This is a genomic window from Bradyrhizobium sp. CCBAU 45384, assembly GCF_028128665.1.
Taxonomy (GTDB): Bacteria; Pseudomonadota; Alphaproteobacteria; order Rhizobiales; family Xanthobacteraceae; genus Bradyrhizobium; species Bradyrhizobium manausense.
In genome coordinates, this window is sequence record NZ_LBIZ01000118.1 from 161,891 (window position 1) to 175,418 (window position 13,528).

General features: G+C 63.7%; 18 protein-coding genes. 8 read left to right on the forward strand and 10 right to left on the reverse strand.

What is annotated here, in order from left to right:
- Positions 1–146: 146 nt before the first annotated feature.
- Entirely contained in the window at positions 147–1,316 is a 1,170-nt protein-coding gene (locus tag XH80_RS34525) for a L,D-transpeptidase (protein WP_271602470.1), read from the forward strand.
- Positions 1,317–1,373: 57 nt separating this feature from the next.
- On the opposite strand, the gene XH80_RS34530 is transcribed toward XH80_RS34525, so the two are convergent.
- Complete coding sequence (locus XH80_RS34530; RefSeq protein ID WP_271602471.1) at positions 1,374–2,336, reverse strand: D-2-hydroxyacid dehydrogenase family protein; 963 nt, start codon at positions 2,334–2,336, stop codon at positions 1,374–1,376.
- A 145-nt stretch (positions 2,337–2,481) separates the two neighbouring features.
- Complete coding sequence (locus XH80_RS34535) at positions 2,482–2,691, reverse strand: hypothetical protein (RefSeq protein WP_057754170.1); 210 nt, start codon at positions 2,689–2,691, stop codon at positions 2,482–2,484.
- 233 nt (positions 2,692–2,924) lie between these two features.
- Here XH80_RS34535 and ettA point away from each other — a divergent pair, with 233 nt between their 5' ends.
- Together ettA and XH80_RS34545 are read left to right on the forward strand one after the other, a co-directional pair.
- Positions 2,925–4,574 carry an energy-dependent translational throttle protein EttA gene (ettA, locus tag XH80_RS34540; protein WP_057754174.1) on the forward strand — a complete coding sequence of 550 codons (1,650 nt, stop codon included), beginning with the start codon at positions 2,925–2,927 and terminating at the stop codon, positions 4,572–4,574.
- A 7-nt stretch (positions 4,575–4,581) separates the two neighbouring features.
- Positions 4,582–5,808 (forward strand): lytic murein transglycosylase, encoded by a 1,227-nt coding sequence (locus XH80_RS34545; RefSeq protein WP_271602472.1) that lies wholly within the window; start codon positions 4,582–4,584, stop codon positions 5,806–5,808.
- Positions 5,809–5,889: 81 nt separating this feature from the next.
- Here the strand turns inward: XH80_RS34545 and XH80_RS34550 are convergent, their stop codons facing one another.
- Together XH80_RS34550 and XH80_RS34555 are read right to left on the reverse strand one after the other, a co-directional pair.
- Entirely contained in the window at positions 5,890–6,174 is a 285-nt protein-coding gene (locus tag XH80_RS34550) for a hypothetical protein (protein WP_057754182.1), read from the reverse strand.
- A gap of 239 nt (positions 6,175–6,413) precedes the next feature.
- Complete coding sequence (locus tag XH80_RS34555; protein WP_057754185.1) at positions 6,414–6,746, reverse strand: hypothetical protein; 333 nt, start codon at positions 6,744–6,746, stop codon at positions 6,414–6,416.
- Positions 6,747–6,874: 128 nt separating this feature from the next.
- Between XH80_RS34555 and XH80_RS34560 the strand changes: the two genes are divergently transcribed.
- The 3 genes from XH80_RS34560 to bfr all read left to right on the forward strand — a co-directional run bounded on the left by XH80_RS34560 (position 6,875) and on the right by bfr (position 8,231).
- Positions 6,875–7,171 carry a hypothetical protein gene (locus tag XH80_RS34560; RefSeq protein WP_271602473.1) on the forward strand — a complete coding sequence of 99 codons (297 nt, stop codon included), beginning with the start codon at positions 6,875–6,877 and terminating at the stop codon, positions 7,169–7,171.
- Between the two features lie 167 nt (positions 7,172–7,338).
- Entirely contained in the window at positions 7,339–7,611 is a 273-nt protein-coding gene (locus tag XH80_RS34565; protein ID WP_057754191.1) for a (2Fe-2S)-binding protein, read from the forward strand.
- 131 nt (positions 7,612–7,742) lie between these two features.
- Entirely contained in the window at positions 7,743–8,231 is a 489-nt protein-coding gene (bfr, locus tag XH80_RS34570) for a bacterioferritin (RefSeq protein WP_011089420.1), read from the forward strand.
- 128 nt (positions 8,232–8,359) lie between these two features.
- Here the strand turns inward: bfr and XH80_RS34575 are convergent, their stop codons facing one another.
- The 3 genes from XH80_RS34575 to XH80_RS34585 all read right to left on the reverse strand — a co-directional run bounded on the left by XH80_RS34575 (position 8,360) and on the right by XH80_RS34585 (position 10,585).
- On the reverse strand, positions 8,360–8,962 hold the full coding sequence (locus tag XH80_RS34575; protein ID WP_271602474.1) for an MSMEG_1061 family FMN-dependent PPOX-type flavoprotein: 603 nt from the start codon (positions 8,960–8,962) through the stop codon (positions 8,360–8,362).
- Positions 8,963–9,037: 75 nt separating this feature from the next.
- Positions 9,038–9,382 (reverse strand): hypothetical protein, encoded by a 345-nt coding sequence (locus tag XH80_RS34580; protein WP_128950206.1) that lies wholly within the window; start codon positions 9,380–9,382, stop codon positions 9,038–9,040.
- 141 nt (positions 9,383–9,523) lie between these two features.
- Complete coding sequence (locus XH80_RS34585) at positions 9,524–10,585, reverse strand: alpha/beta fold hydrolase (RefSeq protein ID WP_271602475.1); 1,062 nt, start codon at positions 10,583–10,585, stop codon at positions 9,524–9,526.
- 126 nt (positions 10,586–10,711) lie between these two features.
- Between XH80_RS34585 and XH80_RS34590 the strand changes: the two genes are divergently transcribed.
- Together XH80_RS34590 and XH80_RS34595 are read left to right on the forward strand one after the other, a co-directional pair.
- A complete protein-coding gene (locus XH80_RS34590; RefSeq protein WP_057754196.1) occupies positions 10,712–10,978 on the forward strand; it encodes a DUF2277 domain-containing protein in 267 nt (88 codons plus the stop codon).
- 97 nt (positions 10,979–11,075) lie between these two features.
- Positions 11,076–11,291, forward strand: coding sequence for a hypothetical protein (locus XH80_RS34595; RefSeq protein ID WP_057754199.1), 216 nt, complete (start codon positions 11,076–11,078; stop codon positions 11,289–11,291).
- 89 nt (positions 11,292–11,380) lie between these two features.
- Here the strand turns inward: XH80_RS34595 and XH80_RS34600 are convergent, their stop codons facing one another.
- The 3 genes from XH80_RS34600 to XH80_RS34610 form a co-directional block, all read right to left on the reverse strand.
- Positions 11,381–11,935, reverse strand: coding sequence for a collagen-like protein (locus XH80_RS34600; protein ID WP_271602476.1), 555 nt, complete (start codon positions 11,933–11,935; stop codon positions 11,381–11,383).
- Positions 11,936–12,225: 290 nt separating this feature from the next.
- On the reverse strand, positions 12,226–12,474 hold the full coding sequence (locus XH80_RS34605) for a helix-turn-helix domain-containing protein (RefSeq protein ID WP_057754205.1): 249 nt from the start codon (positions 12,472–12,474) through the stop codon (positions 12,226–12,228).
- 203 nt (positions 12,475–12,677) lie between these two features.
- Complete coding sequence (locus XH80_RS34610; protein ID WP_271602477.1) at positions 12,678–13,445, reverse strand: SDR family NAD(P)-dependent oxidoreductase; 768 nt, start codon at positions 13,443–13,445, stop codon at positions 12,678–12,680.
- Positions 13,446–13,528: the final 83 nt, after the last annotated feature.

Below are 13,528 nucleotides of genomic sequence, written 5' to 3' on the forward strand. Positions count from 1 at the left end.
TGATGCAACGGGGCAACTGTGTGCGATTGCATCACAAATCGCTAAATCGGGCACAAATCAGCCTGTTATGTCTTGAATGTGCCGCTATCTTCGGTCATCTGGCCGTCATCGGCTCGGACGGGGCCCGGGGACTTACAAGAGCGATGATGATCAAACATTTTCTGACGATATGCGCTGCCGCAACAGTCGCTGCGGCGGGAACTTCGCTTGCACAGGCCCAGAGCTATCCGGTTCAGCAGGCGCCGAGCTATGGCGCTCCGGCCGAGTATCGGCCCGGCGACCGCACCCCGAATTTCGACGCGCTGGACGACGACGACGCAATGCCGCAGGCCTCGCTGCCGCCGCCCGGGCCGGCTGAGGATCCGCGCTACGCTCGTCCCGCCGGCCCGCCGGTCTATTCCGCGGCTCCGCCGCAGGGCCCGGTGATGTCGCCGGATGACCCGCGTTATGGCCGCCCGGCTGGCGCTCCGCCGGTCTATTCCGCCGCACCGCCGCAGGGGCCGGTCATGTCGCCCGACGATCCCCGTTATGGCCGCCCTGCCGCTCCGCCCGCGGTGATCTATGCCGACCGTCCGGGGCAGGCGCCAACCAGCGATGGCATGCGTCCGCCCGAAGCTATCGGTGGCCCCGCCGCGACCGGCGCGGTCCCACAGCAGGGCGCCGATGGCCGGCCGACGTCGGTCGCCGCGCTGCCGCCCGAAGAGCAGCCCGACGCTGCCCCCGTGCAACTGCCGCCGAACCTGCGCCGCCAGGAGGTCGCGTTCCAGACCAAGGAGCCGGCCGGCACCATCGTGGTCGATACCCCGAACACCTACCTCTATTACGTCCTCGGCAATGGCCGTGCGATTCGCTACGGCGTCCGCGTCGGCCGCGACGGCTTCACCTGGACCGGCGTGCAGAAGATCACCCGCAAGGCCGAGTGGCCGGATTGGCATCCGCCGGCGGAAATGATCGAGCGCCAGCCCTATCTGCCGCGCTTCATGGCCGGTGGCGAAGGCAATCCGCTGGGCGCCCGCGCGATGTATCTCGGTTCGACCGTGTACCGCATCCACGGCACCAACCAGCCCTCGACGATCGGCAAGTTCGTCTCGTCAGGCTGTATCGGCATGCTGAACGAAGACGTCTCGGACCTGTTTGACCGTGCCAAGGTCGGCACCCGCGTCGTGGTGATGCCTGGCAATCCGCCGGCTGGTACGACGACCGCATCGGCCGCGCCTGCACCCGGTCCGGCTCCAATGGCCGCCCAGGCAGGCCCCGTGCCGGGCACGCAGCCGACCGTCGTGCCGCCGCTGCCCGCCCCGGTCACCGTGCGCTAAAGCGCTTCACGAATTCAGATTGCAAAAGGGCGTGCCATCGGCACGCCCTTCGTCATTTCAGGCGAGCTTGCGAGGCAGCTCACCGCCCTTGGTCCAGGCGTCGATCGCCTCGACCATCTGGCCGTAATGGATGCGCAAGCCGTCCTTGGTGGCGTAGCCGAGATGCGGCGTCAGCACGACATTGTCGAGCTTGCGGAAGGGATGGTCGACCGGCAGCGGCTCGATCGAGAATACGTCGAGGCCAGCGCCCGCGATCCTGCGCTGCTGCAAGGCCTCCAGCAGCGCGGCCTCATCGACAATGGGCCCGCGCGCTGTGTTGACGAGGAACGCGGTCGGCTTCATTCGCGCAAGATCCTCGCGGCTGACGAGGCCGCGCGAGCGCTCGCTCAGCACCACATGGATGGTGACGATGTCGGCCTTGGCGAACAGCTCCTCCTTGGTGGCGTAGCCGACGCCGGCGGCGGCGCACTTCTCCGGCGTGAGGTTCGGGCTCCAGGCAATCACCTTCATGCCGAACGCCTTGGCGATGCCGGCCATCTTGCTACCGAGCTTGCCGAGGCCGACGATGCCGAGCGTAAGGCCCTCGATCTCGACGCCGGCAAAGGTCTGCCAGGGCTCGCCGGCATGCATGCGCGCATTCTCGCGGCCGATGCCGCGGGTCAGCTCCAGGATCAGGCCCATGGCAAGCGGCGCGGTCGGATCGCGCGAATATTGCGTGCCGGCGATCACGACGCCCCTGGCCTTCGCGGCCTCCATGTCGATCGCCGCGTTGCGCATGCCTGACGTGAGCAGCAGCTTCAGCTTGGGCAGCTTGTCGAACAGGCTCCTGGGGAACGCTGTCCGCTCGCGCATCGCGCAGATGATCTCGAAATCGGCGAGCGCGCTGGCCGCGGCCTGCTCCGAGGTGAAGGGATGGCTGAACACGGTGGTGTCGATCCGGTCGGACAGTTTCGACCAATCGGCGACCTCGAGGGCGAGGTTGAAATAGTCGTCGAGAATTGCACAGCGCAGCCGCGTCATCAGCGTCGATCCAAGGCCAGAGTTGACGGCGAGAGGTGACAGCGCCGGGCGGGGCGCCATTGTCGGAACGGGGCCATGGTTGCGCGCATTCAGCTCCGCGCGCAAGCAGTCTGGGACTTCAAAAATCCGACAGGGACGGGGCGCTTCAGCGCGGCTTCAACCGGATCGGTGCATCCATGCCGTGCTTGGCGCGCCAGGCGGGGCCGGGGCCGCGCATATAGTGCAGTTCGGGCCGGTAGGGATTGAAGGCGGTGGCGAAGAAGCGCTTCCAGAAACCCTTGATCTCGGACACGAGCGCGTTGCCGCGACCGGCTTCCGCCGGAACGGGAAGGGAATGGGTCTCAATCAGAGCCATGATGGGGCCTCGCTGTGCTCCCGTTCATTCTGAGCGGGTGGCGCTGTTGCCGCGCGAAACCGAGCTTTGGCCTGATTGATTAAAAGATGGTTTCAATTGTCCGGATCGGTGGCCGGATGGTGTCCGGCCAGTATTCATCCGTGGTGAACGGAGGGAAAACATTGCCCTTTGGGGGCGGGATCGCTACATCGGCGGCTAGCAAATCTCCTCAAATTGAAGGTTTCACGGGACCGATGGCGCGCCAGTTCATCTATTTCATGCAAGGCCTGACCAAGAGCTACCCGACCCGGAAGGTGCTCGACAACATCCATCTCAGCTTTTACCCGGACGCCAAGATCGGCGTTCTCGGCGTCAACGGCTCTGGTAAGTCGACCTTGCTCAAGATCATGGCGGGCCTCGACAAGGAATATACCGGCGAGGCCTGGGTCGCCGAGGGCGCCCGCGTCGGCTATCTCGAACAGGAACCGCACCTGGATCCCGCGCTTTCCGTCCGCGAGAACGTCATGCAGGGCGTCGCCAAGCAGAAGGCGATCCTCGACCGCTACAACGAGCTCGCCGTCAATTATTCGGACGAGACCGCCGACGAGATGACCAAGCTGCAGGACGAGATCGAGGCCCAGGGCCTCTGGGATCTCGACAGCAAGGTCGACCAGGCCATGGACGCGCTGCGCTGCCCGCCTGATGATGCCGACGTGACGAAGCTCTCCGGCGGCGAGCGCCGCCGTGTCGCGCTGTGCCGTCTTCTGCTCGACCAGCCCGACCTCCTTCTGCTGGACGAACCGACCAACCATCTCGACGCCGAATCCGTGTCGTGGCTCGAAGGTCATCTTCGCAACTATCCCGGCGCCATCCTGATCGTCACCCACGACCGCTACTTCCTCGACAACGTCACGGGGTGGATCCTCGAGCTCGATCGCGGCCGCGGCATCCCCTACGAGGGCAATTATTCGTCCTGGCTGGTGCAGAAGCAGAAGCGCCTCGAGCAGGAAGGCCGCGAGGACGCCGCGCACCAGAAGACGCTCGCCCGCGAGCAGGAATGGGTCGCGTCCTCGCCCAAGGCGCGCCAGGCCAAGTCGAAGGCGCGCTATCAGCGCTATGAGGAGCTGCTCAAGCAGGCGAGCGAGAAGCAGACCCAGACTGCGCAGATCATCATTCCCGTGGCCGAGCGGCTCGGCGCCAACGTGGTCGATTTCGAAGGCCTCAGCAAAGGCTTTGGCGATCGGCTCCTGATCGACGATCTCACCTTCAAGTTGCCGCCCGGCGGCATCGTCGGTGTCATCGGTCCCAACGGCGCCGGCAAGACCACGCTGTTCAGGATGATCACGGGGCAGGACAAGCCCGACAAGGGCACGATCACGATCGGCGAGACCGTGCATCTGGGCTATGTCGACCAGTCACGCGATGCGCTCGACGGCAAGAAGACCGTGTGGGAGGAAATCTCCGGCGGCAACGAGCTGATCCTGCTCGGCAAGAAGGAAGTGAACTCGCGCGGCTATTGCTCGTCGTTCAACTTCAAGGGCGCTGACCAACAGAAAAAGGTCGGCGCACTCTCCGGCGGTGAACGCAACCGCGTGCATCTGGCAAAGATGCTGAAGTCCGGCGCCAACGTGCTGCTGCTCGACGAACCGACCAACGACCTCGACGTCGACACGCTCCGCGCGCTCGAAGAGGCGCTGGAGGATTTCGCCGGCTGCGCCGTCATCATCAGCCACGATCGCTGGTTCCTCGACCGCATCGCGACCCACATCCTGGCCTTCGAAGGCGACAGCCATGTCGAATGGTTCGAAGGCAACTTCCAGGATTACGAGAAGGACAAGATGCGCCGCCTCGGCCAGGACAGCATCATCCCGCACCGCGTGAAGTACAAGAAGCTGACGCGGTGATGGTGTGATGATGCGGCGGGCGCTCATCGCTGCGGCGATCATCATCGCCGGCGGATGGCCGTCCGCCCATGCTGCCGATGCTGCCTTTACGCAGTTCATCGCCTCGCTCTGGCCGGAAGCGCAAGAGGCCGGCGTCTCGCGCGCGACGTTCGACCGAGAGACGCGCGGGCTTGAGCCTGACTACAAGCTGCCCGATCTGATTCTGCCGGGGCGGCCCGCGACCGGTGCGCCGTCGCAGGCCGAGTTCGTGCAGGTGCCGGCCGATTACGTCCGGGAAGCCTCGATTGCGAATCTCGCGGGCGAGGGACAGCGGCTGCTGCAAAAATACAATGTCGCGCTGACGAAGATCGAGAAGAGCTCCGGCGTCCCTGCGACCGTCATGCTCGCGATCTGGGGACGTGAAACCGACTATGGTCGCTATAAACTGCCCTACGATCTCGTCCGCGTGCTGGCAACGCAGGCCTATGTCGGCCGGCGCAAGGACACCTATCGCAACGAGTTCATCCTCGCGCTGAAGATCCTCGGCGAGGGCGTGGTGACGCGCAAGGACATGACCTCATCATGGGCGGGTGCCACAGGGCTCACGCAATTCCTGCCGTCCGAATATTACAAGCATGGCGTCGATTTCGACGGCGATGGTCGCATCGACATTTGGCACTCGGTGCCGGATGCGCTCGCCTCGGCTGCGCAGCAGCTCGTCAACAAGGGATGGCAGAGTGGCGTGCGCTGGGCCTATGAAGTGCAGGCACCTGCCAAGGTCGACTGCACCATTGGCGTGCCTGAGGTGACCAAGCCGATCGGTCAGTGGTTGCGTGAAGGCTTCGTGCCGGTGCGCGGGCAGAAGCTGAGTGCCGCAGAGCAGGCTCAGCCGGCCTCGCTGCTTCAGCCGGAGGGCATCTATGGTCCGGCATTCCTGACCACGAAGAATTACTACGTCATCAAGGAATACAATTTTTCCGACCTTTACGTGCTGTTCGTCGGTCATCTCAGCGACCGCATGACCAGCCCGCTGCCGTTTGCGACGCCATGGTCGGCATCGAAGCAGCTGCGTACGAAGGATGTGGAGGCGATGCAGCGCGGGCTCACCCGCATCGGATTGTACAAGGACAAGATCGACGGCAAGGCCGGCATGCAGACGCGCGCCGCGCTCGGCGCTTATCAGAAATCGGCGGCGCTCAAGGTTGATTGCTGGCCGAGCGAAGAGGTGCTGCGCTCGATCCAGGCCGCGCGCTAGCGGCCTTCCCAAAGAAAAAGCCCGGCCGATGGTCTCGGCCGGGCTTCGATCGCAGCGCCTGGTCAGCGCCGTGCGATCGGATCAGTAGCAGACGCGAACCGGGCGAATGACCCAGCCGTAACCGTCCCAATAGCGCTGCCGCTGCCAGTAGCAGGGCGGCGGGGGCGGAGCGGGCTCGGCGACGTAAACCGGGCCACCATAGGCCGGACGGCTCGATGCGATCGCGCCGCCGACAATGGCGCCGCCGATCAGGCCGGCCGCGATGCCGGCGCCGATGTTGTCACCGGCTTTGGCGGACGGAGTGGCGGTCACCAGCGAACCGGCGATCGTCGCAACCGTGAGGGCGGCAACAATAGTCTTCTTCATGCTCTTGGCTCTCCTGGGAGAAGGACGTCCCTTGTTAGGAGCGTCCAGGGTTCAAAGGTTCACGCACACTCTAATGGAATTGGCCTTGCAGCTAGAAAGCGCGCAATTGGTCAATCCACGGTAAACGCACACGGAGCTGTGACGAGAAAAAGCGGTCTTTTTCAGGCTTTGAGATGAACGGCGCATCCGTAGTGAACCGGCCCAACGAGAACGGCTCCAGCGATCCGGTCTAACGCGCCTCAGCCACAGACTCGGACGCGGCGAACGCGCCAGGCGTAGCCGTCCCAGAAGCGCTGCTTCTGCCAGACGCAACCATCGCCGTAATAGTCGTCGGCCACGTAGCCGGGACCCGGCGCGTAATAGCGGGGCGGATAGTAGCCGTAGCCTGGGCCATAGGCGTAACCGGGGCCGGGTCCGTAATAATACGGAGACGCCAGCGCGCCACCGACGATGGCACCACCGATGATGCCGGCGGCGACGCCTGCTGCGACACCTCGCTGCGCGTGGGCAGGCGCTCCCGTGGTCAGGACCAGGGTGGCGGCGGCAGCGATTGCCAATAGCGTCTTCTTCATCGGCTCGACCTTTCACAGGAACGCATAACTCTTGCGGCCAAAGTTCCATATTTCGCTTGAATGATCAATGAACGGCGCAATGGGCGGGTGCGACCAATGGTTGAGACAGAGGCTTCCAGGAGACGACGATGAATGCCCTGACCAATGCCCTGATCGCCTTCGGCGCCGTTGGCGTGGTGGGTTATGCCCTGATGACCCACCTGCAGAACCGCGCCCCTCGGACGCGTACCAGAGCAAGCGGCGATGGCGGCGCCGACAGCTATTCGGATACGACGAATGACGGCTTCTCGTTAGGAAGCTGGTTCCCCAGCGACAGTTCCGGAAGCTCGACCGACAGCGGCAGCTGCTCCGCCAGTGATAGTGGCGGCAGCGGTGGAGATTGTGGCGGCGGTGGTGATGGTGGAGGCGGCGGGAGCAGCGATTAAGCCCGGTCCGGCATCCTTTTGATCCAGCGCAACTCGCTAATTTAGAGCCGTTCTAGGCTTTATCCGGGCCAGTTTGGAATAGCTTGAAATACCGGTTTTTCCTTTTGCGTCCGGCCGGCCCCTTAAATATCGATGATGGTGCATCACCGAAGGGGCCTATCGCTTCCATGATCGTTTGTTCCTGTAACGTGCTGAGCGATGACGATATCCGCGCCGCCGTCGCCGAGTCCGACGATGCTGTGCGCCATGCCAAGCAGGTCTATGGATGCCTCGGCTGTAGCGCCGAATGCGGTCGCTGCGCCCGAACGATCAAGACGATCATCGACGAAGCGCTCGGCCCGTGTGCGCAGTCCTGCTGCGCCGGTTGCCCGCACAGCCACACGGTGGCTGCGAACGACGAGTTCGCCGAACCCGCCCAGTTCGCCCTCGCGGCCTGCTGAAAATTTCCGCGACGCCGGCTGAGCTTTTCCCCGGCTGCGTCCCGGCAGTCAGTTGCCCTTGTATTTAAACTCATTTAGAAGCGTTCTAAATCGGATGGAACCGATTTGGACTGCAGGAGCTGGAGTGGACCATGCAAGGCGACGCAAAAGTTATCGACTATCTCAACAAGGCGCTGCGTCACGAACTGACTGCGATCAACCAGTACTGGCTGCACTACCGCTTCCTCGACAATTGGGGCCTTCTCGACATGGCCAAGGTCTGGCGCAAGGAGTCCATCGAGGAGATGGAGCACGCTGACAAGCTCACTGCGCGCATCCTGTTCTTCGACGGCTTCCCGAACATGCAGGTGCTGGATCCGCTCCGCATCGGCCAGAACGTCAAGGAGATCATCGAGTGCGATCTTGCCGCCGAGATGAGCGCGCGTGCGCTCTACCAGGAAGCGGCGACTTACTGCCACGGCGTCAAGGACTACGTCACGCGCGACCTGTTCGAGAAGCTGATGAGCGACGAGGAGCACCACATCGACTTCCTCGAAACCCAGCTCGACTTGATCGGCCGCATCGGCCTCGAGCTCTACACCCAGAAGCACGTCGGCGGGCTCGAGGGCGAGGGGCACTGAGCCTCGCTCTCTCGTTTCGTCATGGCCGGGCTTGACCCGGCCATCCACGTCTTGCGACGCGGGACGAAGAATGCGGATGCCCGGCACGAGCCCGGGCATGACGGTCTGTTTGAGCCGCGAACATCCCGTTACAGCTGCGCCTTGTAGCGCTCCTCCACGATCTCCTGGCTTTCGGGCTCGCCGAGGCTGGTCTGATCGTGGATGACCTGGCTGATGCTGGGCATCACTGAGCGCGGCACCTTCTCCGTCGACCACAGCTTGGAGCGCATCAGAGCCTTGCCGCAGTGGAAGTAGACTTCGTTGACGGCGACGCTCAGCACCGCGCGCGGCGGCTTGCCGAACTCCACCATCGCGGCGAGCAGATCCGGATCGGCCGAGAGTGTTCCGCGCCCGCCAACGCGCAGCGTTTCGTCAATCCCAGGGACGAAGAACAGCAAATGCACGAACCCCGAGCCTTCGACGACATTGCGAAAACTGTCGATGCGGTTATTGCCGGCGCGGTCGGGCATCAGCAACTGGTTTGGGCCGGCGACATGGACAAAGCCGACGCCGCCACCGCGCGGTGAGGCATCGACGCTTCCATCGGTGCCCGATGTCGCGAGCACGCAGAACGGCGACATCTCGATGAACTTCCTCGCATGCGCATCGATCGCGGGACGCGCCTTGGCGATCACGCGCGGGGTTGGCTTCGCATAGATGGTGGCGAGGTCTTCGGCGCAAAGGTCAGTCAACGGCGTGCCTCCGGATGAGCTCGGCGTCAAACTACCCGATCGGGCTACGTCCGCCAATGAATTCCCCTTGAGACGTCAGACGGCGTCGGCAGGCACGAAGCAGCTGATGATGATTGCGCCGCGGTGGTGGACGTACCACACCACGGCTTGACCGACCGGATTGCCGCGATCGCGGATGATGGCGCGCTCAGGCACCTCCATCCACTGTCCCTCGATCGGCACCCAGTACGCACCTTTGCGCACGTCGTAGTCCGTGCGGTGGCCATCGGAGATGTCGCAGCAGGGTACGCCGTTCGGCGCGATTACGCTCTTGAACCACGCACGGATGTCGGGTGGAACGCTATCGTACTGGCCATTGTCGAACGCGAGCGCGGTGCCCGTCATCGCGGCGAGCCAAACGCACAGCGCAAGCCTGTGCATGCAAATCCTCCTCATCGCGTTGTCGATTCGTATCGCTGACGCGATTAAGCCCGAGCCGTCCGCTCATTGCATGCTCAAATAATATGCGGCGCGGGGGCGCCGCACATGATGCGTTGCGATATTGAGGTCGCTGGAAGATGTCTACATCGTGCGCTGCGGTGCGGTTTGCAGCAGTTGCCGGACCTGTTCGCTGTAGAATTTTGCGTTGCTGGTGGTGCCGTGGCCACGCGTCTCGGTGCTCGCGGGGATGAGGTACAGCTTGCCGTTCTTGACCCGCTTCATCGCGGCATCCGTGATCCCGGTCTCGGGCGGGTTGCGCTCGTCGTCGGCGGAATTGATCAGCAGCAGCGAGGCCTCGATCGCCTCGAGCTTCTCGGCGGCTTTGTAGTCATGCGAGGACTCCCATTGATAAACGTAATCGTTCGCGTCAGCGGTAATCGGCGTCGCCAGCCGCTCGTCAACGATCGCGTCGGCCTTTGCCGCGGTCGGCGCCTGTTGCTGGTAGGCGAGCGTGCCACCGATGCTGGCGATGCCATAGGCGGTGATCGCATACTTCATCATCCGTGGCTGGCCGGTATAGTTGCCGCCGTTGTAGTCGGGATCGCTCCTGATGGTGTCGAGCATGATCCGCCGCAGCATCCAGTTGCGTGACGCCATCTCGGTCGGCTGTGAGGCCATCGGCACCAGCGCGTCCATGTCCTTCGGATATTTCTCGCCCCACAGCCATGTCTGCATGCCGCCCATGGAATTGCCGATCACGAGCCGCAGGTGCTTGACGCCAAGGCCTTCAGTCACGAGGCGATGCTGCGCCTCGACCATGTCGTTGTAATTGTATTTCGGGAAGCTCGTCTTCATGCCATCGGAGGGCTTCGACGATTTGCCGTGGCCGATCGCATCTGGAAGGATGATGTAATATTTGGACGCATCGAGCGGCTGGCCGGCTCCGAACAATTCGCCGGCGAAGGCGGGCGTCAGCATGCTCGCGCCAGAGCCCCCGGTGCCGTGCAGCACCAGCACCGGCTGTCCGGTCGGTTCACCGATCGTGGCGTAATGCAGCCTCAGTTCCGGCATGACCTCGCCGGTATGGAACTTGAAGTCCCTGGCGATCCAGTCGCCCTGTTTCGGTGCCGGGTAGTCTGCCGCGAATGCCGATGCCGAAATCGACAGCAGGACGGCCGACAGTGCTGCGCAAGAAGCTTTCACGTTTCTCTCCCCATGCGGCTCATCTCTGGCGGCCGCGTTGGCGTGGACCTTAGCAGAAGTGTCCGGACGGATGTAGGATTTCGGCTTCGCCGACCGTCTTATGAGGACATCACCGGGAGAGACTGCATGTGTCGCAACATCAAGACCCTGTTCAATTTTGAGCCGCCGGCGACGGAGGAGGAGATCCATGCCAGCGCGCTTCAGTTTGTGCGAAAGCTCTCCGGCTTCAACAAGCCCTCACAGGCCAATGAGGCGGCCTTCGACCGGGCGGTGGCGGAGGTTTCAGAGGCTGCGCGAAAACTACTGACCTCGCTGCATACCCACGCGCCGGCGCGCGACCGAGAGGTCGAGGCGGAGAAGGCGAAGGAGCGTTCGCGTCTGCGCTTCGGCTAGACGTTACACAAAGTCCCACCGTGACCTGCCTCACGGTGGCGTTGGCCGTGACGCGCGATGATGTCTGCCGGGGTTCTGACAACCCGGAGCAGGAACCATGAGCCGTCCCCTTCTTCCGCTGAAAGCAGGTGCCATCATATTCACGCTGTTGTGGACAGCGTGGATGATGTGGTGGAGCGGCTCGTTCTCGAGCGCGAACGTGGTGATCCTGGCGGTTTGCGGCGCGGCTGTCGGCTATCTCTGGTACCGCGCCATGCGCTGGCAGTTCGAGCGCATGGGCATGGTGCCGCGACGTGACAACCAGGCGAAGTAACGGCGCAAAGCGCGATGATCATCGCGCTTCAGCTCGTGGTTTGAGCATGATCTTTCGGAAAACCGCTTCGCATTTTTCCGGATCATGCTTTAGCCCTTCTGGCCGTGCTTCTTCTTTTTCTTCTTTTTCTTGGGCTCGTCGCCTTCGTCCTCGTCGCTATCGTTATCCGAGGACGCATCTTCAACCTCGTGCACTGCAGCTTCGAGGGCGGTGCGCTCGGCGGCTTCCTGCTCGCGCTGGCGGCGGCGCTCGTCCCAGGCGTCGAACAGCTGATCGAGCCACGGCAGCACTTGCTCGATCGATGGCAACTGGCCGGGCGGGCCCGGCTCGCCGCGCGGGCCCTGCGGACCGACTGGGCCCTGAAGTCCTGCGGGGCCCTGAGATCCTGCGGGGCCCTGGGGTCCTGCGGGGCCCTGGGGTCCTGCGGCACCCCGCGGACCGACCTCGCCTGGCTTGCCTGGCAAGCCAGGCTTGCCCTGAGGTCCAGCCTTTCCGGTCGGTCCAGGCTTGCCTTGTGGTCCCGGCTTGCCGCGCGCGCCGTCCGGGCCGCGCTTGCCCGGATGACCCTGCGGCCCCGGCCGTCCCGGTTCGCCCTGCCGTCCGCGCGGACCCTGCGGTCCCGGCCGTCCCTGATCGTCTGCCACGCCGCTGCTCCCTCTTGGCACGCTTGCTACTTAGCGGCGTTTGACGGCAGCAGCAATTCCGCCCGCGCGTCGTGGCGGGCTTGATCAACATCAATCGGCGCTGCAAGACGGCATCGTGCCCCGACGTCGTCCCGGTTGGCTACGCCGAGGAGCCGCAGCCGTCATGGGCGATACTGACGGCCTTCGCGTTGTGCGCAATCGCATCGACCGCGACCTGGGTCGCGATCATCACGACGTCACTGCTTGTCGGCACGAAGCTGTTACCGGACGCTCTTCGGCCCCGTCACGCGCTAGTCGTGATAGGCCGGCACCTCGATGCCGGAGGCCGCATAGATCCTGATCTTGTTGCGCAGCGTGCGCACCGACAGGCCGAGCACGCGCGAGGCACGCGTGCGGTTGCCGTCGCAGCGCGCGAGCGTCTGCAGTACCAGCTCGCGTTCGACCTCGCCGACGGTCGCGCCGATCAACAGTGGGACGATCTCATTGGGTGCAAGCAATTGCGTGCCCTGCTCGGGCGCCGCGACATGAACAGTGGTCATCAATACACTCCCCCGATCAACGCCCGCTTCCATCGTTGGAAGCGGATCGAGAACAACGACTCCTAATCCGTAGATCTACGGTGGGCGGCTTTGGTTAATGAAAGGTTAATTCCAGGCGATCGCTATGAATTGACCTTGGGAATGCCGCAGCGTTGCCGCGATTGGCACGAGATGCATAGCGATGCGGACCGATCTCTTGCGGCTCACACTGTGCGATATCCGCCGTCCACCATCACGATCGATCCTGTGACGAAGGACGACAGGTCTGACGCGAGGAAGATCGCGGGACCGACGATGTCCTCGGGCTTGCCGGTGCGCGCGAGCGGGGTGTGGTCGACGAAGGCCTGCACCAATGCCGGATTGGTGGCGCGCACATGGGCGTTGAGGTTGGTCTCGATGAAGCCCGGCCCGATCGCGTTGACGCGCACGCCCTCCTTGCCGAGCTCGACCGCGAGCGCCTTGGTGAAGCCGAGCACGCCATGCTTCGAAGTGGTGTAGGCCGCCGAACTCGGCGTCCGCAGATGCACGAAGGACTGGATCGAGGCGATATTGACGATACGCCCCTTGGTTGCGCGCAGGGCGCTGAGGAACGCCTGCGTCGTGTTGAAAACGCCGTTGAGGTTGAGCGAGATGATGTCGTTCCAGTCCTTTGCCACCGCCTCGGTCTCGGCGGTAAAGGCATTGCGGCGGGTGATGCCGGCATTGTTGACGAGGATCGAGACCTGACCGACCTTATCGGCGACCTGCTTGGCCAGTGCGAAACAGTCGTCACGCCTGGTCACGTCGAGCGCGAAGCTCGTAGCCTTGCCGCCGGCCTTGCGGATCTCCTCGGCGGCCTCCGCGGCCGTGGCGGCGTTGACGTCGAGCAGCACCACTTGCGCGCCTTCGCGGGCATAGCCGGCGGCAATCGCCCGGCCGATGCCGGATCCGGCGCCCGTGACGACAGCGATGTGGTTTGCGAGCAATGCCATGGCAATTTTCTCCCGGATTCGTTTCTAAGTTTCATGAAAGGCTAACCCGAAATTAAGGCGGCGGAAACGGCGGCCTAGGCATA